A 17,066-nucleotide genomic window follows, 5' to 3' on the forward strand; every position below is an offset into this window, starting at 1 on the left:
GGTCGGGGCTAGGCCTCGGGCCCGTCGCGCCCGGGGGATCAGCCCGGCGGCTGCCCCGGTACCCAGCCGGGGCTGGCCAGCTCCCAGCCGTCGAAGGTGAAGCCCGGCGTCACCACGCAAGACACCAGGGTCCAGCCCTTCACCGCCTCGGCGGCCTGCCACATGTGGCGGGGTATGAAATGGCTGGGGCGCTGGCCTGCGGTGACATCGGTGCCCAGCCAGGTCTCGGTCGGTGGCGTGTCGTCGTTCGGAGACACCAGGCAGCGCAGGGGGCTGCCGATGTGAAAATACCAGGTCTCGTCGCAGTCGATCCGGTGCCAGTGGCAGGTCTGGCCCTCTTCCAGAAGGTAGTAGATGGCCGAGACGCCGGGCCGGTTGCCGCCGGTCCAATCCGGTTGCCAGGTGTCCCGGTGCCAGCCCCCCTCGGGGTGCGGCGTCAGTCCGAGAACGTCGATCAACTCCTTCGCGGTTGTCATCTTCTGCTCCATTGTGTCCCGCCCCAACTCTTGGGGGAGGGGCTGTGAAAGGCCAGAGCACCGGGGGCCTATGGGCGTTTCTCGGCACGCAAATGCGCATTTGCATTTGTGTGACGCCCTCAGGCGTCACATATGCTCAGCCGTGAGGCACTTGCCAATCCTGCTGCGCTGCGGAAAGATGGCCTCCGCCAGCCGTGTCGGAGCCCCCATGAGCCTCATCGTTCGACCAATCATTTCAAGTGATTACCCTCGAGTCCTGGAAATCTGGACGCCCTATTACCGCACGACGACCGTCACCTTCGCCTCTGCAGAGAAAACGGCAGAGACCTTGCCGCTCTACGTGGAGACCCGCCGGGCCGCGGGGCGCGAGACCTTCGTGGCCGAGCGCGCGGGCGAGGTGCTGGGTTTCGCCTCCTACGACCAGTTCCGCGGCGGAGACGGCTATGTCCACGCCATGGAGCACACGATCATCCTGGCGCCCGAGGCCAGGGGGCGCGGTGCCGGGCGGGCGCTGATGACGGCGATCGAAGAGCATGCGAAGGCCCAGGGCGCCCATGTGATGGTGGCCGGGGTCTCGGCCGAGAACGAGGCGGGCGTCGCCTTCCATGCGGCTGTCGGCTACCAGACCGTGGGCCGGATGCCGCAGGTCGGGCGCAAGTTCGACCGCTGGCTGGATCTCGTCCTGATGCAGAAGTTGCTTTAGACGCGGGCGCCGCGACCATTGGCCCCGTGATCTGGGCCCCTCGCGGGCCCAGGGGCACGGGACATCCCCAGAGAACCACGCTAGACTTCCCCCATGTCCATCTGGTCCCGAATTCTTGAGGCGCTGCAGGCGCTGGCGAAAGGCGAAGCGCTCTCGGCGGTGTTCGAGAAGCTGCGCACGCCCCGCGAACGCTCGGTCGGCTTCACCATTGCCGTGATCGCCCTTGGCGCCAAGATGGCCAAGGCCGATGGCCTGGTGACCCGCAACGAGGTCACCGCCTTCCGCGAGGTCTTCCGCATCCCGCCCGAGGATGAGGCGGGCGCGGCGCGGGTCTTCAACATGGCGCGCCAGGACGTGGCGGGCTACGAGGAATATGCGCAGCGCATCGCCCGCATGTTCGGCCCCGACAGCCCGGTGCTCTGCGACCTTCTGGAGGGGCTCTTTGCCATCGCGGTGGCCGATGGCGAATACCACGAGGCCGAGGACCTGTTCCTGCGCCGCGTGGCCGAGATCTTCGGGCTGACCGAAAGCCGCTTCCTGCGCGCGCGCTCCCGCTGGGTGCCCGATGCCCGTCCCGATCCCTTTGCCGTGCTGGGCCTGCCCTCGGATGCCACGGTGACCGAGGCCCGCGCCGCCTGGCGCGAGGCGGTGCGCGAGAGCCACCCGGACCGGATGATCGCCCGTGGCCTGCCCGAGGAAGCGGTGAAGATGGCCGAGCACCGCATGGTCGAGGTCAATCGGGCCTGGGAAGAGATCCAGGCGCGGGAAGCTGCCGGCTGAAACCGCCCACCTTTGAGCTGCCGCGACGGGCCCCTATATCTGAGGGTATGAAACAGCTTCTTGCGATTCCCCTCTGTGCCCTGCTGCTGTCGCCGCTGCCGGCGCTGGCCCAGGATGACCCCGCACCCGAACCCGAAAGCGGGTCCGAGAACTCGCAACTGATGCGGGAAGGGCTGCGGCTGCTTTTCGAGGGGCTCTCGGGCGGGCTGGACGAGACGCTTGAAGACATGGGAGAGGCGGCCTCGGAAGCGGCGCCCAAGCTGCGCGACTTCGTCGCCCGCATGGGGCCCGCGCTGATCGAGGCGCTCGGCAAGGTCGGGGATCTGGCCAATTACGAGGCGCCGGTGGTGCTGCCCAATGGCGACATCCTGATCAAGCGCAAGGACGAGGCGCCGGACTACCTGCCGCCTGTGCCCGGAGAGAACCCCGACGGCTCGGTCGATCTCTGAGCCCCGCCCGGCGCCGCTCAGCCGCCGCGCGGTCCGGTCTTCAGGGAAACCTCTGCGTTCAGCGACGAGGCCAGCGAGTTGAACCGCGCCTCGGCCACCTCGCCGAAGAGCGGCCAATGGGCCTCGGCAAGTTGCAGCTCAAGCACCTTCTTCTTGGGGAACCAGCGCAGCTGACCGATGGGGGTGTCCTTCTCGGGCCAGATCATCGCGCCGAAGCGCATGGCCTTGCCCAGCACCTCGGCCTGTAGCTTCTCGTCGTCCGGGATCAGCTCGTAGAGCTCGTCGAACTTGGTGCCCTCGCGCCGGTTGCGGTAGCGGTGCAGCAGCGCCAGGCCCAGGAAGACGCGCTCCGAATGTTTCAGCCCGCCCAGGTTGGCGCGGGTGGCATTGTCGAAACAGACCTCGGCCCGGTAGTCGGGATGGGCGCGCCAGGTCACGTCGTGCAGCAGGCAGGCGGCCTTGACCAGTCGCAGACGCTCGGGCCGCCAGGAGCGGAAGAGCGGCAGGATGAAATCATAGAGCGTGCGTCCGAACCCCGGCAGGCGGGCGTCCTTCTTCTCGGCAAAGCGGCAGGCCTCGATCAGCGGATCGCGGTCGCGCAGCTTCTCGGGCATCTGCTCGTACAGAAGCCCCTCGCGGATCCCGTAGGACGAGATGGCGATGTCGTGGGGCCTGTAGCGCTTCACCACCTCCAGCAGCACCTCCGAGGCCATGGGCACCAGGCCCATCCGGCTGGAGGAGAGCGAGCACCGCTTGCGCAGAACCTCCAGGTCCTGCTCGGCGATCCAGGCGGCGGTGTCGCGCACGGTCTTCGCCGTCATGCGGTATTCGTGCAGCACGTGCAGCGGGTAGCCGCGGCGCTCCATGTCGATGCGGGCGATGGCCCGCCAGGAGCCGCCGACCAGGAACAGCCGGTTGCGGTCGGCGGGAATGGTCTGGGCCAGCTTCTCGACCTCGGCCTTGATATAGGCCCGCCGCCCCTTCTTGCCGCCCTTCACGTCGGCCAGCTTCAGCGGCCCCAGCGGAGAGGTCTGCCGGTCGCCCACGTGGCCATCGTTGATCCGCGCCAGCTCCATCGACGAGCCGCCGATATCGCAGACCAGGCCGTAGGAGCCGGGCCAGCCCAGCAGGACGCCCTGGGCCGAAAGCCGCGCCTCTTCATCGCCGCCGATCACATGCAGCTTCATGCCGGTCAGCCGTTCGACATCCCCGGCGAACTCGGGGCCGTCCTCGGCTTCGCGCACGGCGGCGGTGGCCACGGCCGAAAGCGGCGTCGCCCCCATGCCCTGCGCCAGAAGCTGGAACCTGTGGATCGCGGAAAGCGCACGCTTGCGGCCCACGGGGTTCAGCCGCCCGGTCTCGGACAGGCCGGCACCGAGGCCGCACATGATCTTTTCGTTGTAGAAATAGGCCGGACTGCGCGCGGCGCCGTCAAAGACGACCAGCCGGACCGAGTTCGAGCCCACGTCGACCACGCCAACGCGGCTCAGCTTGCGCGCTTCTGGGTCGTCGAAGAGAGGGCGCCCGAAGGGACCCCAATCGGCAGAGCTTTGCAGGTTATCCCCATCCATCGGCGACAGACCCCCAGACGTGTTTCATCCCTTGTGACAACTGCGCCGCGTCAGGTCAACCAACAGGCGACTGATGGGTCAAATCCGGCACATCCGAAGCCCCGGCAGAGCCGCGCCCCGAGAGCGAGGGATGCTCCATGAAGAAACGGTGGCAGTTGAAGGACCCGCCGGAGGCCGGCGGATCGGCGCGCAGGAAACGGCCATCGGGCTGCATCACCCAGCTCTGCTCGGTGTCGCGCAGGTTGGCGGCCATGATCTGGTGCACGATCTGGTTCTTCACCGTCTGGGTCTTGCATTCCACCAGCGTCTCGACCCGGCGGTTGAGGTTGCGCCCCATCCAGTCGGCGGAAGAGAAGAACACCCGGCAGCCATCCGAAGGCAGCCCCGCGCCATTGCCGAAGCAGACGATGCGCGAATGTTCGAGGAAGCGGCCGACGATGGATTTGACGCGGATGTTGGGGCTCAGCCCCTCGACGCCGGGGCGCAGCCCGCAGATGCCACGGATCACCAGGTCGATCTGCACTCCGGCCTGGCCTGCGGCGTAGAGCGCGTCGATCACGTCGGGCTCGATGATCGAGTTCATCTTGGCCCAGATCTGCGCCGGTCGCCCGGCGCGGGCGTGCTCGGCCTCGGCCCCGATCATGCGGATCAGGTCTCTCTTCATCGTGTGCGGCGAGATCGAGAGGTTCTCGAGCGCCTCGGGCTGGGCATAGCCCGAAAGGTAGTTGAAGACCCGCGCCGCGTCGCGCCCCAGACCCTCGTCACAGGTGAAGAACGACAGGTCGGTGTAGATCCGCGCGGTGATCGGGTGGTAGTTGCCGGTGCCGTAGTGCGAATAGGTGACCAGCTCGTCGCCCTCGCGGCGCACCACGGTGCTGATCTTGGCATGGGTCTTCCAGTCGACGAACCCATAGACCACATGGGCGCCCGAGCGTTCCAGTCGCCGGGATTGCTGGATGTTCGCCGCCTCGTCGAAACGCGCCTTCAGCTCGACCAGGGCGGTGACGGATTTGCCCTCTTCCGCCGCCTCGCAGAGCGCCTCGGTGATCGGGGAGTTCTTCGACGTGCGGTAGAGCGTCTGCTTGATCGCCACCACGTCGGGATCATGGGCGGCCTGCTGCAGGAAGCGGACCACCATGTCGAAGGTTTCGTAGGGGTGGTGCAGCAGCATGTCCTTCTGGCGGATTGCCGCGAACATGTCGCCGTCGTGATCCTGCACCCGCTCGGGCACGCGGGGGGTGAACTTGGGCCACAGCAGGTCGGGCCGCGTGTCGAGCACCAGCTCAGAGAGCGAGGCGATGCCGATCAGCCCGTCGACCTCGATCACCTCGTCGTCGATGACCTTAAGCTCGCGCTTGATGACCCGCGTCAGGGCCTCGGGCGCGCCGGTAGAGATCTTCAGCCGCACCACCTCGCCGCGCCGGCGGCGCTTCAGCGCGGTCTCGAATTCGCGCACCAGGTCCTCGGCCTCTTCCTCGATCTCGAGGTCGCTGTCGCGCAGCACGCGGAAGGTGCAGTGGCCGGTGGCGCGATAGCCCGGAAAGAGCCGTTCCAGGTGGACCAGCAGCACCTCTTCCAATGGCAGGAAACGGTGCTGGCCCTCGGTCGAGGGCAGCGCGACGAAACGGTCGATCTGGTGCGGGATCGGCAGCAGGGCCTGCAGCGGGCGGCGGTCGCGCTTGCGTTCGAGCTGCAGCGCCAGAGAGAAACCGAGGTTGGGGATGAAGGGGAAGGGATGCGCCGGGTCGATGGCCAGCGGCGAGAGCACCGGGAAGATCCGGCGCAGGAAGATATCCCCCAGGAAGGCACGGTCGTCCTCGGTCAGGTCCTCGCGGGTCAGGATCGCGATGTCCTTTTCCAGCATCAGCTCGCGCAGCTCCGAAAGCACCTTCTGCTGGTGCTCCATCAGGCGGCGGGCGTCTTCGTTAATGCGTCCGAGCTGCTCGGCCGGGCTCAGCCCGTCGGCCGCCGGGTTGGTGTTGCCGGCCTTGGCCAGCTCGCGCAGACCCGCGACGCGGACGGTGTAGAATTCATCTAGGTTGGTGGCGCTGATCGACAGGAAGCGCAGCCGTTCGAGCAGCGGAACCGAGGGGTTCTCGGCTTCCTCCAGCACCCGCCAGTTGAAGCCCAGCCAGCTCAGCTCCCGATTGTGGAACCGCGAGGGGCCCTCGGGGTCGATCTCGGGCATCTGGACAGGGGCACCGGCGGGGCGGTGAAGGAAATTCGCGTCGATCATGGGACCTGAATGAAGGAAAAACGTAACGGTTTTACGGGGCTGGCCCCGATGAACCTAGGTTATTCCTTCGCCGCGTCATCTTCCAGACGTTCCAGCAGCCGAGCGGCCATGGCGCGGGTGACGGGCTTCTTTTCGGCCAGCGATTGCGCGTCCAGCGCCGCGGCGACCTGCCGGGCGGCGGTAAAGGAGCGCTCGATCCGCCGCAGCAGGTAGGGGATGACATCGGGATTGGGCATGACCTGGCGCTCGGCGAAGAACTTGGTCAGCAGCGCGCCCAGCAGGATGTCGTCGGGGGCCTCGATGGTGACGGCAGGACAGGCCTGCATGCGGCTGGCCAGGTCCGGGATCACCAGGGGCCAGCGCGCGGGCGGCTGGTCGGCGGTGACCAGCAGCGAATGGCCCTCGGCCAGCACCAGGTTGTGCAGATGGAAGAGCGCCTCTTCCGCGGCGCGGTCACCGGCGATGGCGGGCACGTCCTCGACCGCGACGGGGCCATGGGCCAGGGCGGGGATGTCCTGGTGGGGCAGGGCCGTGGCGGGCAGGATGCGGGCCCCGGCGGTCTCGGCCCAGATATGGGTCAGGTGGGTCTTGCCTGCGCCGCGCGGCCCGACCAGCGCCAGCTTGCGCGAGGCCCAGCTGTCGGGCCAGCTCAGCAGCATCGCCAGGGCCAGCTCGTTGCCCGGTCCGGTGATGTAGTCTTCACGCGTCATGGGCCCCGGCGGCAGGCGCAGGTCGAGGGGTTTCTGCGGTTCGCTCATGTTTCAGCTCTGCGCATCATCGGGGTCCTGCCCCTTGTAGAGCTTGCTCTGCCGGTACTGGCGGACCATGAAGCGGGCCAGCACGCCGATGGCAGCGGCCAGCGGCACCGCGGCCAGCATGCCGACGAAGCCGAAGAGCGACCCGAAGACCGAGAGCGCGAAGATCAGCCAGACCGGGTGCAGCCCCACCGACGAGCCCACGAGGCGCGGCGTCAGGAAGTTGCCCTCGGCCACCTGGCCGGCGACGAAGATCGCCACCACGATGCCGATGTGCAGCCAGTCGCCCCAGAACTGGAACAGCGCCAGCCCGATGGCCAGCGCGCCGCCGACCAGCGCGCCCACGTAGGGGATGAAGGTCAGGATGCCCGCAACGGCGCCGATCACCAGCCCGAAATTCAGCCCGGCCAGCATCAGGGCGGCGGCGTAATAGGTGCCCAGGATCAGGCAGACGGAGCCCATGCCCCGGATGAATCCCGCCATGGACTTGTCGATGTCGCGGGCGATGGCCCGGATCGTCGGGGCATGGTCGCGCGGCAGCAGGCTGTCGATCTCGGCCACCATGTTGTCCCAGTCGTAGAGCAGGTAGAAGGCCACCACCGGCACGATGACGAAGAGCGTGACGACCGAGATCAGCGAGCCGACCGAGGCCAGCGCCGTGTTCAGCACCTCTCCGCCCTTGGACTGGATGGTCTGGCCGAGCGCCGACAGGGACTGACGCAGGACCGAACCCTCGTCGGCCAGCTCGGGGAAGCGCTCTGTCAGGAAATTCTGCAGGTTCTGGAAGAGCTTGGGGGCCGTGTTGAAGAGGTCGAGCGCCTGGTTCACCGCCGTTGGCAGGATCAGCAGGGCGCCAACGACGAAGATCACCACCGCGCCGAGGGTGATGATCGCCGTGGCCGCGGCGCGCGAGGTGCCTATGGCCTCGAGACGGTCGGCGACGGGGTCGAGGAAATAGGCGATGGCCATGCCCAGCAGGAAGGGCAGGATCACGTCGCCGAGCCACCACATCATGAGCAGGAACACCGCTGCCGCGATGCCCCAGTATTTCATCTGCTGACGAACCGGCAAAGCCACCCCGATATCCTTTCTCCGCTTTTCCCCTATGTCGCCTTGCAGGGCGCAATTTTCAAGCGCGAAGGGCGCAGGCCATTGCCGGGCCGCGTGGGTTTCAATAAACCAAGGCCCAACCCTAGATGAGAGGCCCAATATGCGTCTGTCCCGCTATTTCCTGCCCGTCCTGAAGGAGACCCCTTCGGAAGCGCAGATCGCCAGCCACCGCCTGATGCTGCGTGCCGGCATGATCAAACAGGCCAGCGCGGGGATCTACTCGTGGTTGCCGCTTGGCTTCAAGGTGTTGCGCAAGCTCGAGAACATCGTCCACGAAGAGCAGATCCGCGCCGGTCACGTGCCGATGCTGATGCCGACCCTGCAGTCCGCCGAGCTCTGGAAGGAATCGGGGCGTTACGATGCCTACGGCCCCGAGATGCTGCGCATCCGCGACCGCCAGGACCGTGACATGCTCTATGGTCCGACCAACGAGGAGATGATCACCGACATCTTCCGCAGTCATGTGAATTCCTACAAGGACCTGCCGCTGACGCTCTATCACGTGCAGTGGAAGTTCCGGGACGAGATCCGCCCGCGTTTCGGCGTGATGCGCGGCCGCGAGTTCTTCATGAAGGACGGCTACAACTTCGACCTGACCAAGGAAGACGCGCTGCACGCCTACAACCGTCACCTGGTCAGCTACCTGCGCACCTACGAGCGCATGGGCCTGCAGGCGATCCCGATGCGCGCCGATTCGGGCCCCATCGGGGGCGACGACACCCACGAGTTCCTGGTGCTGGCCGAGACGGGTGAGTCCGAGGTCTTCTACGACAGCCAGATCACCGAGCTGACCTTCGGCGACCGCGAGATCGACTATGATTCCGTCGAAGCCTGCCAGGCGGTGATGGAGGAGTTCACCTCGCGCTACGCCCGCACCGACGAGACCCACGACGAGGCCGTCTTCGCCGAGGTCCCCGAAGAGCGCCGCCGCGTGGCGCGTGGCATCGAGGTTGGCCAGATCTTTTACTTCGGCACCAAGTACTCGGACGCCATGGGCGCCACGGTGCAGGGGCCGGATGGCAAGTCGGTGCCGGTTCACATGGGCTCTCACGGGATCGGCGTCAGCCGCCTGGTGGGGGCGATCATCGAGGCCAACCACGATGACCGCGGCATCATCTGGCCCGAGGGCGTGACCCCCTTCCACGTCGGTATCGTCAACCTGAAGTCCGGCGACGCCGAGGCCGATGCGGCCTGCGATGCGCTTTATTCCGCCTTTGTTTCCAAGGGGCTGGAGCCGCTGCTGGATGACACCAACGAGCGCGCCGGTGGCAAGTTCGCCACCATGGACCTGATCGGTCTGCCCTGGCGCATCACCGTCGGTCCGCGCGGTCTGAAGAACGGCGTGGTCGAGGTCACCTCGCGCCGCACCGGCGAGAGCGAAGAGATGTCGCCGGAAGCCGCGATCGAGAAGATCGTGGGCATCTACGCGGCGCTCTGACGTTGCGCCCGGCCGGGGGCGGGGCCTCCGGCGGGAGTATTTTCAGCCTGGTGATGAATGGGGCGGGTGCGTAATCCCGCCCCTTCTGCTTTTTGGGGGAGAGATCTGATGGGCAATGTGCTGGTGCCTGAGCTCGCGGTTTCGGACTGGCAGGCTTCGCGCGAGTTCTACTGCGATCTTCTAGGTTTTTCATGTCGTTACGCGCGCGAGGAAGAGGGGTTTTGCTATCTCGAGCGCGAGGGGGCCGAGATCATGCTGGACCAGATCGGCGCGGGGCGTGATTTCGACGGGGGCCATCTGCCCGAGACGCGGCCCTTCGGGCGTGGCGTGAACCTGCAGATCGAGGTCTCGGACCTGGGGCCGATACTGGCGGCGCTGGAGGCGGCGCGGGTGGATCTGTTCCTGGGACCGGAAGAGAAATGGTATCGGATCGGGGATGAAGCGGGTGGCAACCGGCAGATCGTCGTGGCCGATCCCGATGGCTACCTGCTGCGTTTCTTCGAGGATCTCGGGCGGCGCCCGGCCTGAGGTTCAGGCCGGGTTAACGCGGCGAACGGGACGTCGGTATGACGTCGGTGTCACGTCGGTATTGCGTCGGTGGATCTGCCGACACTCCGGCCGGGGGCGATCAGTAGCCGCGCGCGCGGTCGACGAGGAATTTCAGCGGCTCGCCGGCCTCGCCACGCGAGACGTTCTCGGCCACCACCTCGGCGGCGGTGCGGGGCCGGGTCTCGGAGGCGATATGCGGGCAGACCGTGACCTTCGGGTGGGACCAGAAGGGATGCTCTGCCGGCAGGGGCTCGGTCCGGAACACATCCAGGGTCGCGTGGCGCAATTGGCCCGAATCGAGCGCTGCGACCAGGTCCTGATCGACGATCATCGGGCCGCGTCCGGGGTTGATCACCACCGCGCCCCTGGGTAGCTGGGCCAGGCGCCTTGCGTCCAGCAGGTCGGTGGTTTCCGGGGTCAGGGGCAGCAGCAGGATCAGGATCTGGGCGGTCGAAAGCGCCTCGTCCAGGCCCGCGTCGCCCGAGAGGCAGGTGATGCCGGGGATGTCCTTCTGCGAGCGGCTCCAGCCGGTGACCGGGAAGCCGAGACCCGCCAGCGCCTGGGCGCAGGCGCTGCCCAGCTCGCCGAGGCCCAGCATGGTGACCGGGCGTTCCTCGGCCAGCGGCGGGATCATGCGCGCGCCGTCCCAGTCGCCATCCTGGTGGGCCAGGAAGTGGTCGATATGCAGGTGATGGCGCAGCACGTGGCCGGTGACCCATTCCACCATGCCGCGCGACAGCCCGTGGTCGACCATGCGGGCCAGCGGCTGGGTCAGGGTTTCATTGCCGACGATGGCCTCGACCCCGGCCCAGAGGTTCAGCACCGCCTTGCAGCGGGTGTAGGGGGTGAAATCCTGCAGCGGCGAATTGGGCGCATAGACGATGTAGTCGACCTCTTCGGGGGCAAACTCGGTGCGCAGGTCGACGGCCAGGTCGCGCGCGGCGAAGGCGGCGCGCAGGGGCGCCTCGTAGTCGGTCCAGCGCTCGGCGGTGGCGGCGAAGAGGACGTTGATCATCTGGGGCTCCCTTGGTCTTTCGGGCGGACGCTATCAGGCGGCGGGGAGCTTGCCAAACAGGCTTAGCTGCGCGCCAGCCGGGCCAGCAGGGCCACGGCGCGCAGGGGATCGGCGGGCAGGGTCAGATCCGGGCGCTCGCGCAGCACCTGCGCCAGCTCCGGCGCCTCGGTCTCGAGGAAGGCGGTCAGGGTCTGGGTGTCGCGGATGGCGCGGATGTCGTCGTCCAGCAGGTCCTCGCGGCTGGCCGCCCAGAGGTCGGGGCGGCGGGTGCGGGTCAGCGTCTCGGACATCTCGCGGCGCCAGCGGGCGATCTCGCCGTGGTTGCCGGACATCAGCGTCGGCGGGATCTCTCGCCCCTGCCATTCGGCGGGGCGGGTGTATTGCGGATGCTCCAGCATGCCGTCCGAGAAGCTTTCCTCGACCGTCGATGCCGCATTGCCCAGCACGCCGGGCAGCAGGCGCACGGTGGCATCCAGCATGGCCTGGGCCGCCGGTTCACCGCCGGTCATGACGAAATCGCCGAGGCTGACTTCGCGGATGCCGTAGTGTTCCAGCACGCGTTCGTCGAGACCCTCGAAGCGGCCGCAGATCAGCGTCACGCCGGGGCCCGAGGCCCAGGCGCGGGCCATCTTCTGGTCAAAGCGCGGGCCGCGCGGCGAGAGGTAGTAGATCGGCCGGGGGAAGGGCGCGCGCGCATGGGCCTCTTCGATGGCCGCGCCCATGACATCGGCGCGCAGCACCATGCCGGCGCCGCCACCGGCCGGCGTGTCGTCGACGTTGCGGTGCTTGGTCAGCCCGTGGTCGCGCAGGTTCACCGTGTCGAGCTGCCAGAGCCCGTCCTTCAGCGCCTTGCCGGTCAGGCTTTCGCCCAGCAGACCGGGGAAGGCCTGGGGCAGCAGGGTGATCACCTGCGCCATCCAGACACCGGCGAGGCGTTCGCTGTCGTCCATCAGCGAGCGGGGCTTGAGGCTGGCCGAGATGCTCTTGCGACCATGGGATTTCAGCGCCATCGGGTGTCCTTCCTGTGAGCCCCGGCTATTAGCCCTGCCGGGCCTTGCGGATCAATGCCTTCTTGGCCTCTTTCAGCGCCTCGCGGTCAAGCTCGGAGCGGTTCAGGGCCAGGAACTGATCTGCCAGGCCGCGCAGGCTGGCATTGGCGGGGGGCAGGGCGGGGATGCGGTCGCGGATCTCGCCCGGCACCCCGGCCAGGTCGAGAAGTGGCGTCAGCGGCCCGTGGGGCAGGTCCGAGGTCTCTTCCAGAGCGCGGGTGGCCAGTGTCACTTCGGGCAGGGCCCTGGCAATGCGTCTGGCCATGGCGCGCAGGTCGGTGGCATCGCCCTGGGCCGCCGCATAGCTTGCCGCATCGTCGCGCATCCGGGCGACGCGCAGGTGGTGGTGGTGGCAGGAGCGCACCCAGGCCTCGGGCGCGCGGGTCGAGAGGTAGAGCGTCACCTCGGGCAGCGCGCCCCAGCTTCGGGCAAGCCCGTGCAGCAGCGCGGTCAGCAGCGCCGGCGCCTCGGGGTAGCCCCGCCTGCCCAGGCGGCCGGGGATCAGGCCCGAGAGATCCTCGGACGAGATCAGCAGCGGGCGTGGATCGGCGGGATCGAGTCTGTCGAAAAGACGCGCCGCCTCGGTCTCGACCCGGCCCAGGCTTTCGGGAGAGGGCGCACCGCCATGGTCGCGGGTGGCGGCGGTCAGCGCCTCCATGTCCCGTTTCAGCAGGATGCGGAGCTGGGGCGAGAGGACCTCGCGCGCGGCGTCCAGCATCTCTTGCACGGAAGAGGTGCCGGTCTTGTGGAAACCGGCGTGCAGGATCAGCCGGGGCAGGGCGCGGGGCTTGTGGGCCCCGGCCATGTCAGAAGAGGCCTTCGGGCGGGTCGGCGACGATGCGGCCCGCGTCCAGGTCGACGGTGGGCACGGCCTCGAGCGTGAAGGGAAGAAGGACCGTGTTCGTCTGGCCGGGAGGGGCGATCTCGAGCAGGTCGCCGGCGCCGTGGTCCATCACCGCGCGGACGCGGCCCAGCAGGGTGCCGCCGGTGTCGACCACGTCGAGGCCGATCAGGTCGGCGTGGTAGAATTCATCGTCGGGCAGGGCGGGCAGCCGGTCGCGCGGCGCATAGAGGCGCAGGCCCTTCAGCGCATCGGCCTCTTCCTTTGTCTCGATCCCGCCGATGCGGGCGGCAAAGCCGTTCTTGATCGCCCGCGTCAGGGTGACCGGGTAGCTCTTGCTGCCGTCCTCGGTGCTGAGAGGAGAGTATTCGGCGATATCAGAGGGCTCGGCGCAGAAGCTTTTCAGCCGCACCTCGCCACGCACGCCGTAGGAGCCGGCGAGGGCGCCGAGACAGATCAGGTCGGGGGATGTCTTGTCGGTGGTCATTGGGGGCCTCGGGGCCGTCTGTCGGTCTGCTTCTGGATCTACTCGCACAGGATGTCGGACAGAAGGTCGGCCTTGTCCAGACATTCCTGAGCCACGCGGTCGCGTTCGTAGACAATCCCCGCCAGGAAGGCGAGGCCGAGAAGGATCGGCAGGCGAAACAGACGAAACAACATTCAGGGTCCCGGATGCACGGCAGACAGGCCGCCACGTGGTCGTGGCCATGGGGGGCCAATAGCGCGGAATCGGGACAGAATGATGGCAGGGGAAAGGGAACGGGCTGCGAGGGGAAGTGCTAATGCTTTCCGGGGCCGTGGTTTTTTGCCGTCGGGGCGGCTCGGGCGGCGAAGCCTTGCCGAGCGGTGCCCCCTCCGCATGGCGCGGAGGGGGCGGCCTGAGAGGATTACTCCTCGGCGGCGTCTTCTGCGGGGGCAGCAGCGGCTTCGGCTTCTTTTTCAGCCTTGGCAGCGGCGCGCTCCTGGGCGGCTTTGCCCGGGGTGCCCTTCTTCAGGTTGGCGCGCTCTTTCTTGTCGAGCACACCCGCGGCTTCCAGGAAGCGCGAGACGCGGTCGGTGGGCTGGGCGCCCTGGTCCAGCCAGTACTGCACGCGCTCCATGTTCAGCTTGACGCGGTCTTCGCTGTCCTTGGCGAGCAGCGGGTTGTAGGTGCCCAGTTTCTCGATGAAACGGCCATCGCGCGGCATGCGCGAGTCGGCGGCGACAACGGCGTAGTGGGGGCGCTTCTTGGAGCCACCACGGGCGAGACGGATCTTCATGGCCATTTTATTTCTCCTTCAATGGCGTTCATTTGGCGGCGGGGCCGCGTCTGGTGTGACGGCAGGTGCCGCCGGGTTGGGTGGCGGGGGGAACCCCACCCTTAGGGGGTCCTCCGCCTGGTCTTCACGGGGAGGACGGGATGTCATCCCGTCTGCCCCGGCTGGGCCTCAGCCCTGGTGCTGCCGGTGATGCCGGATCACCTCCTGAATGATGAAGTTCAGGAATTTCTTGGCGAATTCGGGATCGAGATCCGCGGCTTTCGCCAGTTCTTCGAGGCGCGCGATCTGCGCGTCCTCGCGTGCGGGGTCGGAGGGCGGAAGGTCGTGTTCGGCCTTCAGCTTGCCGACGGCCTGGGTGTGCTTGAAGCGCTCGCCCAGGGTATAGACAAGGATGGCGTCCAGCCGGTCGATGCTTTCGCGGTGGCCCTTCAGCACTTCGGCGGCGCGGGCGACGACATCTTCAGTCAAGGGCATATCCTTTCGGCGTGAACAGGGGGTCCTGGTAGGAGCGGATTTCCAGCTCGATCCCGTCCGCCAGCTGGCTGGAGCGCAGCACGGAGGGGGCCGGGTGGCGATAGCAGTACTCGTTGCCATCGACCGAGGCCGCGGTGGTGTCACGGGTGGCGCCGAGGCGTTCGCAAAGCCGGATCGAGGCCAGGTTCTTGGGGTCGACGTAGGACACCGCACCCTCCCAGCCGAGCTGCTCGTAGAAGTAGCGCCGGGCGGCATGGGTGGCCTCGAGGGCGTAGCCCTTGCCGGCGGTCTCGGGCCAGATGATCCAGGCCAGCTCGGCCTCGGGCCAGGTGGCGGGCTTCCAGCCGCCGGCCATGCCAAGCGGCTTGTCCGTGATCTTGTCGTGCATCATCCACATGCCGTAGCCGCGGATCTGCCAATGGCCGATCTCGGCGGCGTAGAGCATCCAGGTCTCGTAGCCGTTCAGCGGCCCGCCCATGAAGCGCGAGCGGTAGGAGCTGAAGGTGGCCTTGAAATCCGGGTAATCCTGCGGCTCGGGGCCACGCAGGATCAGACGGTCGGTCTCGATCACGGGGATATCGGTCATGCGTCCCCCTTCGCCGCTGAGGGGTGGCGGTAGACCAGCACCGTGGTGCCGAAGAACTCGGGCTTCTCGCGCTCGACCGTGGCGCCGAGGCGTTCGGCCAGGGCGCGCGAGCGGGTGTTGTCCGGGTCGATGTAGGAGATCAGCCGGTCGAAGCCCCAGGTCTCGGCGGCGTAGCGGCGGGCGGTGAGCGCGGCCTCGTAGGCGAAGCCGCGGCCCTCGTGATCCGCGAAGATGTGCCAGCCGATTTCGGGCTCGTCCCATTGCAGGTGGTCGATCACGCCGACCCGGCCGACGGTCTCGCCCGAGGCCTTTTCCTGCACGGTCCACATGCCGTGGCCGCGCCACATCCAATGGCCCATGTTCGTCAGGAAGCCGCGCCAGACCTGATCATGGTCGGTCACCGGACCGCCGAGGAACCGCATGCGATCGGCATCGCTGTTGAAGTCGCAGAGCGGGGCGAAGTCCCGCGGCTCGGGGCCGCGCAGGATCAGCCGTTCGGTCTCGAGGACCGGGATCGGCAGCTCGTGGGCGCGTTGTCCAAGGGCGGTCATGCGTAGGCCTCCACGCCGCCTTCGGCCAGCGCCTCGGGGCCGGGGTGACGATAGACATGCACCGGGGTCTCATAGCCCGGAGGGGTGGCCATGCCGTCGGGCGCGGCACCCATGCGGCGGGCCACGGCGGCGGAGCCTGCGTTGTCGGCATCGACCAGCGAGATCGCGGTGGTCCAGCCCAGCACGTCATAGGCATGGGCGCGGGCGGCCAGAGCCGCCTCGGTGGCGTAGCCGCGGCCTTCGTGGCCCTCGAAGAGGTCCCAGCCGATCTCGGCCTCGGGCCATTCCAGCGGGTTCCACAGTCCGACCATGCCGACGGTCTCTCCGGTCTCGGTCAGGTCGACCATCCAGCGACCGTAGCCGCGCAGGGTCCAGTGGCCGATCTCGGTGGCCAGCTGACGCCAGGCCATGGCGCGGGTTTTGGGCCCGCCGACGAAGGCAGAGCGCTCGGAGGCGTAGAAGGTGACCAGCGTATCGACATCCTGGGGGTCGGGGGCGCGCAGGGTCAGCCGTTCGGTGGTCAGGGTGGGGATGGTGACTGCGGTCATTGCAGGCCCTCCAGCAATTTGCGGCCCGCGACGGTGCGCGGCAGGTGACGCCAGATCCGCATGTCGCCGGCCATCCGGTGGTGGAACATGCCCTCGGAGCGCGCGCCGAGGCGCTTGACCATGGCGATGGAGCGGTCGTTCTCGGGGTCCACGAGGCTGATGCAGGAGGCCCAGCCCTTGTCCTGGAACAGCCAGTCGAGCACGCCGCGCGCGGCTTCGGTGGCATAGCCCTTGCCCTCGGCGCCGTCGAGCAGCTGCCAGGAGAGCTCGGGCTCGGGCCAGCCGCGCGGGAACCAGGGGCCGACAAGGCCCACGTCGAGGTCGGTCTCGCGGTCGATCACCGCGAAATGGCCGTAGCCGCGCAGGTGCCAGTGACCGATGATGGTGGCGATGGACCACCAGGCGGCTTCCTCGTCGGGGTGCTGGTCGACGAAGAGGCGGGCGCCGGGCATCAGGTAGGCGGCGACCGGGTCGAACTCGGGCGAGGCGGGGCAGACCAGGCGCAGGCGCTCTGTCTCGATGATGGGCCAGGAGGGAGCGGAGGCGATCATGCGGCGTCCTCCCGCTTGGCGGGCCAGCCCTTGGCGCGGGAAGTGTGGGCAGGCTGGCGGTCGCAGGCACGCTCCTCATCCGTCGGCGCCGTGATGCGGGCCGGGGTCGCCGCGCGATGCGGCGC

The 17,066-nt window shown here is 67.9% G+C and carries 20 protein-coding genes and 1 pseudogene; 5 read left to right on the plus strand and 16 right to left on the minus strand.

Features of this window, described 5'->3' with window-relative positions; all coding sequences use genetic code 11:
• Window positions 1-38: 38 nt before the first annotated feature.
• Entirely contained in the window at window positions 39-476 is a 438-nt protein-coding gene (locus tag CRO50_RS05105; protein WP_097145336.1) for a cupin domain-containing protein, read from the minus strand.
• 217 nt (window positions 477-693) lie between these two features.
• Here CRO50_RS05105 and CRO50_RS05110 point away from each other — a divergent pair, with 217 nt between their 5' ends.
• From CRO50_RS05110 to CRO50_RS05120, 3 genes are all read left to right on the plus strand, one after another.
• Window positions 694-1,179: a GNAT family N-acetyltransferase gene (locus tag CRO50_RS05110; RefSeq protein ID WP_179747224.1), complete on the plus strand. Its 486-nt coding sequence runs from the start codon at window positions 694-696 to the stop codon at window positions 1,177-1,179.
• A 93-nt stretch (window positions 1,180-1,272) separates the two neighbouring features.
• Complete coding sequence (locus CRO50_RS05115) at window positions 1,273-1,959, plus strand: molecular chaperone DjiA (protein ID WP_097144820.1); 687 nt, start codon at window positions 1,273-1,275, stop codon at window positions 1,957-1,959.
• Window positions 1,960-2,006: 47 nt separating this feature from the next.
• Window positions 2,007-2,408 (plus strand): hypothetical protein, encoded by a 402-nt coding sequence (locus tag CRO50_RS05120; protein ID WP_097144821.1) that lies wholly within the window; start codon window positions 2,007-2,009, stop codon window positions 2,406-2,408.
• Between the two features lie 17 nt (window positions 2,409-2,425).
• Here the strand turns inward: CRO50_RS05120 and CRO50_RS05125 are convergent, their stop codons facing one another.
• From CRO50_RS05125 to CRO50_RS05140, 4 genes are read right to left on the minus strand one after another with little or no spacing between them, the layout of a single operon-like run.
• Complete coding sequence (locus CRO50_RS05125; protein ID WP_097144822.1) at window positions 2,426-3,979, minus strand: Ppx/GppA family phosphatase; 1,554 nt, start codon at window positions 3,977-3,979, stop codon at window positions 2,426-2,428.
• A 55-nt stretch (window positions 3,980-4,034) separates the two neighbouring features.
• Window positions 4,035-6,215: an RNA degradosome polyphosphate kinase gene (locus CRO50_RS05130; protein ID WP_097144823.1), complete on the minus strand. Its 2,181-nt coding sequence runs from the start codon at window positions 6,213-6,215 to the stop codon at window positions 4,035-4,037.
• A gap of 59 nt (window positions 6,216-6,274) precedes the next feature.
• A complete protein-coding gene (locus tag CRO50_RS05135) occupies window positions 6,275-6,973 on the minus strand; it encodes a DnaA/Hda family protein (RefSeq protein ID WP_097144824.1) in 699 nt (232 codons plus the stop codon).
• A gap of 3 nt (window positions 6,974-6,976) precedes the next feature.
• Window positions 6,977-8,047, minus strand: coding sequence for an AI-2E family transporter (locus CRO50_RS05140; protein ID WP_097144825.1), 1,071 nt, complete (start codon window positions 8,045-8,047; stop codon window positions 6,977-6,979).
• 133 nt (window positions 8,048-8,180) lie between these two features.
• Between CRO50_RS05140 and proS the strand changes: the two genes are divergently transcribed.
• Complete coding sequence (gene proS, locus CRO50_RS05145; RefSeq protein ID WP_097144826.1) at window positions 8,181-9,518, plus strand: proline--tRNA ligase; 1,338 nt, start codon at window positions 8,181-8,183, stop codon at window positions 9,516-9,518.
• Between the two features lie 108 nt (window positions 9,519-9,626).
• Window positions 9,627-10,046, plus strand: a complete 420-nt coding sequence (locus CRO50_RS05150; RefSeq protein WP_097144827.1) for a bleomycin resistance protein — start codon at window positions 9,627-9,629, stop codon at window positions 10,044-10,046.
• A gap of 100 nt (window positions 10,047-10,146) precedes the next feature.
• Here CRO50_RS05150 and CRO50_RS05155 read toward each other — a convergent pair whose 3' ends face one another.
• The 11 genes and pseudogenes from CRO50_RS05155 to CRO50_RS05200 form a co-directional block, all read right to left on the minus strand.
• Window positions 10,147-11,082 (minus strand): 2-hydroxyacid dehydrogenase, encoded by a 936-nt coding sequence (locus CRO50_RS05155; RefSeq protein WP_097144828.1) that lies wholly within the window; start codon window positions 11,080-11,082, stop codon window positions 10,147-10,149.
• Window positions 11,083-11,324: 242 nt separating this feature from the next.
• Window positions 11,325-12,092: pseudogene (gene trmD / locus CRO50_RS05160) on the minus strand (tRNA (guanosine(37)-N1)-methyltransferase TrmD); the annotation flags it as partial.
• A 28-nt stretch (window positions 12,093-12,120) separates the two neighbouring features.
• Window positions 12,121-12,936, minus strand: coding sequence for a hypothetical protein (locus tag CRO50_RS05165; protein WP_097144830.1), 816 nt, complete (start codon window positions 12,934-12,936; stop codon window positions 12,121-12,123).
• Between the two features lies 1 nt (window position 12,937).
• A complete protein-coding gene (gene rimM / locus CRO50_RS05170; protein ID WP_097144831.1) occupies window positions 12,938-13,459 on the minus strand; it encodes a ribosome maturation factor RimM in 522 nt (173 codons plus the stop codon).
• Between the two features lie 38 nt (window positions 13,460-13,497).
• On the minus strand, window positions 13,498-13,632 hold the full coding sequence (locus tag CRO50_RS20450) for a hypothetical protein (protein ID WP_269778113.1): 135 nt from the start codon (window positions 13,630-13,632) through the stop codon (window positions 13,498-13,500).
• Between the two features lie 227 nt (window positions 13,633-13,859).
• Window positions 13,860-14,237 carry a 30S ribosomal protein S16 gene (rpsP, locus tag CRO50_RS05175; RefSeq protein WP_097144832.1) on the minus strand — a complete coding sequence of 126 codons (378 nt, stop codon included), beginning with the start codon at window positions 14,235-14,237 and terminating at the stop codon, window positions 13,860-13,862.
• 162 nt (window positions 14,238-14,399) lie between these two features.
• A complete protein-coding gene (locus CRO50_RS05180) occupies window positions 14,400-14,699 on the minus strand; it encodes a chorismate mutase (RefSeq protein WP_097144833.1) in 300 nt (99 codons plus the stop codon).
• Complete coding sequence (locus CRO50_RS05185; RefSeq protein ID WP_097144834.1) at window positions 14,692-15,291, minus strand: GNAT family N-acetyltransferase; 600 nt, start codon at window positions 15,289-15,291, stop codon at window positions 14,692-14,694. The genes CRO50_RS05180 and CRO50_RS05185 overlap by 8 nt, the downstream gene beginning before the upstream one ends.
• Window positions 15,288-15,842, minus strand: coding sequence for a GNAT family N-acetyltransferase (locus CRO50_RS05190; RefSeq protein ID WP_097144835.1), 555 nt, complete (start codon window positions 15,840-15,842; stop codon window positions 15,288-15,290). Before CRO50_RS05190 ends, CRO50_RS05185 begins: the two co-directional genes overlap by 4 nt.
• A complete protein-coding gene (locus CRO50_RS05195; RefSeq protein WP_097144836.1) occupies window positions 15,839-16,390 on the minus strand; it encodes a GNAT family N-acetyltransferase in 552 nt (183 codons plus the stop codon). The genes CRO50_RS05190 and CRO50_RS05195 overlap by 4 nt, the downstream gene beginning before the upstream one ends.
• Complete coding sequence (locus CRO50_RS05200) at window positions 16,387-16,941, minus strand: GNAT family N-acetyltransferase (protein ID WP_097144837.1); 555 nt, start codon at window positions 16,939-16,941, stop codon at window positions 16,387-16,389. Before CRO50_RS05200 ends, CRO50_RS05195 begins: the two co-directional genes overlap by 4 nt.
• Window positions 16,942-17,066: the final 125 nt, after the last annotated feature.

Source organism: Pseudooceanicola antarcticus (genome assembly GCF_900215355.1).
Classification (GTDB): domain Bacteria; phylum Pseudomonadota; class Alphaproteobacteria; order Rhodobacterales; family Rhodobacteraceae; genus Pseudooceanicola; species Pseudooceanicola antarcticus.

Excerpts from the sequence above, each read along its gene's own strand:
- CRO50_RS05105 (WP_097145336.1), bottom strand. The coding sequence starts at position 476 with ATGACAACCGCGAAGGAGTTGATCGACGTTCTCGGACTGACGCCGCAC.
- CRO50_RS05115 (WP_097144820.1), top strand. The coding sequence starts at position 1,273 with ATGTCCATCTGGTCCCGAATTCTTGAGGCGCTGCAGGCGCTGGCGAAA.
- CRO50_RS05120 (WP_097144821.1), top strand. The coding sequence starts at position 2,007 with ATGAAACAGCTTCTTGCGATTCCCCTCTGTGCCCTGCTGCTGTCGCCG.
- CRO50_RS05125 (WP_097144822.1), bottom strand. The coding sequence starts at position 3,979 with ATGGATGGGGATAACCTGCAAAGCTCTGCCGATTGGGGTCCCTTCGGG.
- CRO50_RS05130 (WP_097144823.1), bottom strand. The coding sequence starts at position 6,215 with ATGATCGACGCGAATTTCCTTCACCGCCCCGCCGGTGCCCCTGTCCAG.
- CRO50_RS05135 (WP_097144824.1), bottom strand. The coding sequence starts at position 6,973 with ATGAGCGAACCGCAGAAACCCCTCGACCTGCGCCTGCCGCCGGGGCCC.
- proS (WP_097144826.1), top strand. The coding sequence starts at position 8,181 with ATGCGTCTGTCCCGCTATTTCCTGCCCGTCCTGAAGGAGACCCCTTCG.
- CRO50_RS05150 (WP_097144827.1), top strand. The coding sequence starts at position 9,627 with ATGGGCAATGTGCTGGTGCCTGAGCTCGCGGTTTCGGACTGGCAGGCT.
- CRO50_RS05155 (WP_097144828.1), bottom strand. The coding sequence starts at position 11,082 with ATGATCAACGTCCTCTTCGCCGCCACCGCCGAGCGCTGGACCGACTAC.
- CRO50_RS05165 (WP_097144830.1), bottom strand. The coding sequence starts at position 12,936 with ATGGCCGGGGCCCACAAGCCCCGCGCCCTGCCCCGGCTGATCCTGCAC.
- rimM (WP_097144831.1), bottom strand. The coding sequence starts at position 13,459 with ATGACCACCGACAAGACATCCCCCGACCTGATCTGTCTCGGCGCCCTC.
- CRO50_RS20450 (WP_269778113.1), bottom strand. The coding sequence starts at position 13,632 with ATGTTGTTTCGTCTGTTTCGCCTGCCGATCCTTCTCGGCCTCGCCTTC.
- rpsP (WP_097144832.1), bottom strand. The coding sequence starts at position 14,237 with ATGGCCATGAAGATCCGTCTCGCCCGTGGTGGCTCCAAGAAGCGCCCC.
- CRO50_RS05185 (WP_097144834.1), bottom strand. The coding sequence starts at position 15,291 with ATGACCGATATCCCCGTGATCGAGACCGACCGTCTGATCCTGCGTGGC.
- CRO50_RS05190 (WP_097144835.1), bottom strand. The coding sequence starts at position 15,842 with ATGACCGCCCTTGGACAACGCGCCCACGAGCTGCCGATCCCGGTCCTC.
- CRO50_RS05195 (WP_097144836.1), bottom strand. The coding sequence starts at position 16,390 with ATGACCGCAGTCACCATCCCCACCCTGACCACCGAACGGCTGACCCTG.
- CRO50_RS05200 (WP_097144837.1), bottom strand. The coding sequence starts at position 16,941 with ATGATCGCCTCCGCTCCCTCCTGGCCCATCATCGAGACAGAGCGCCTG.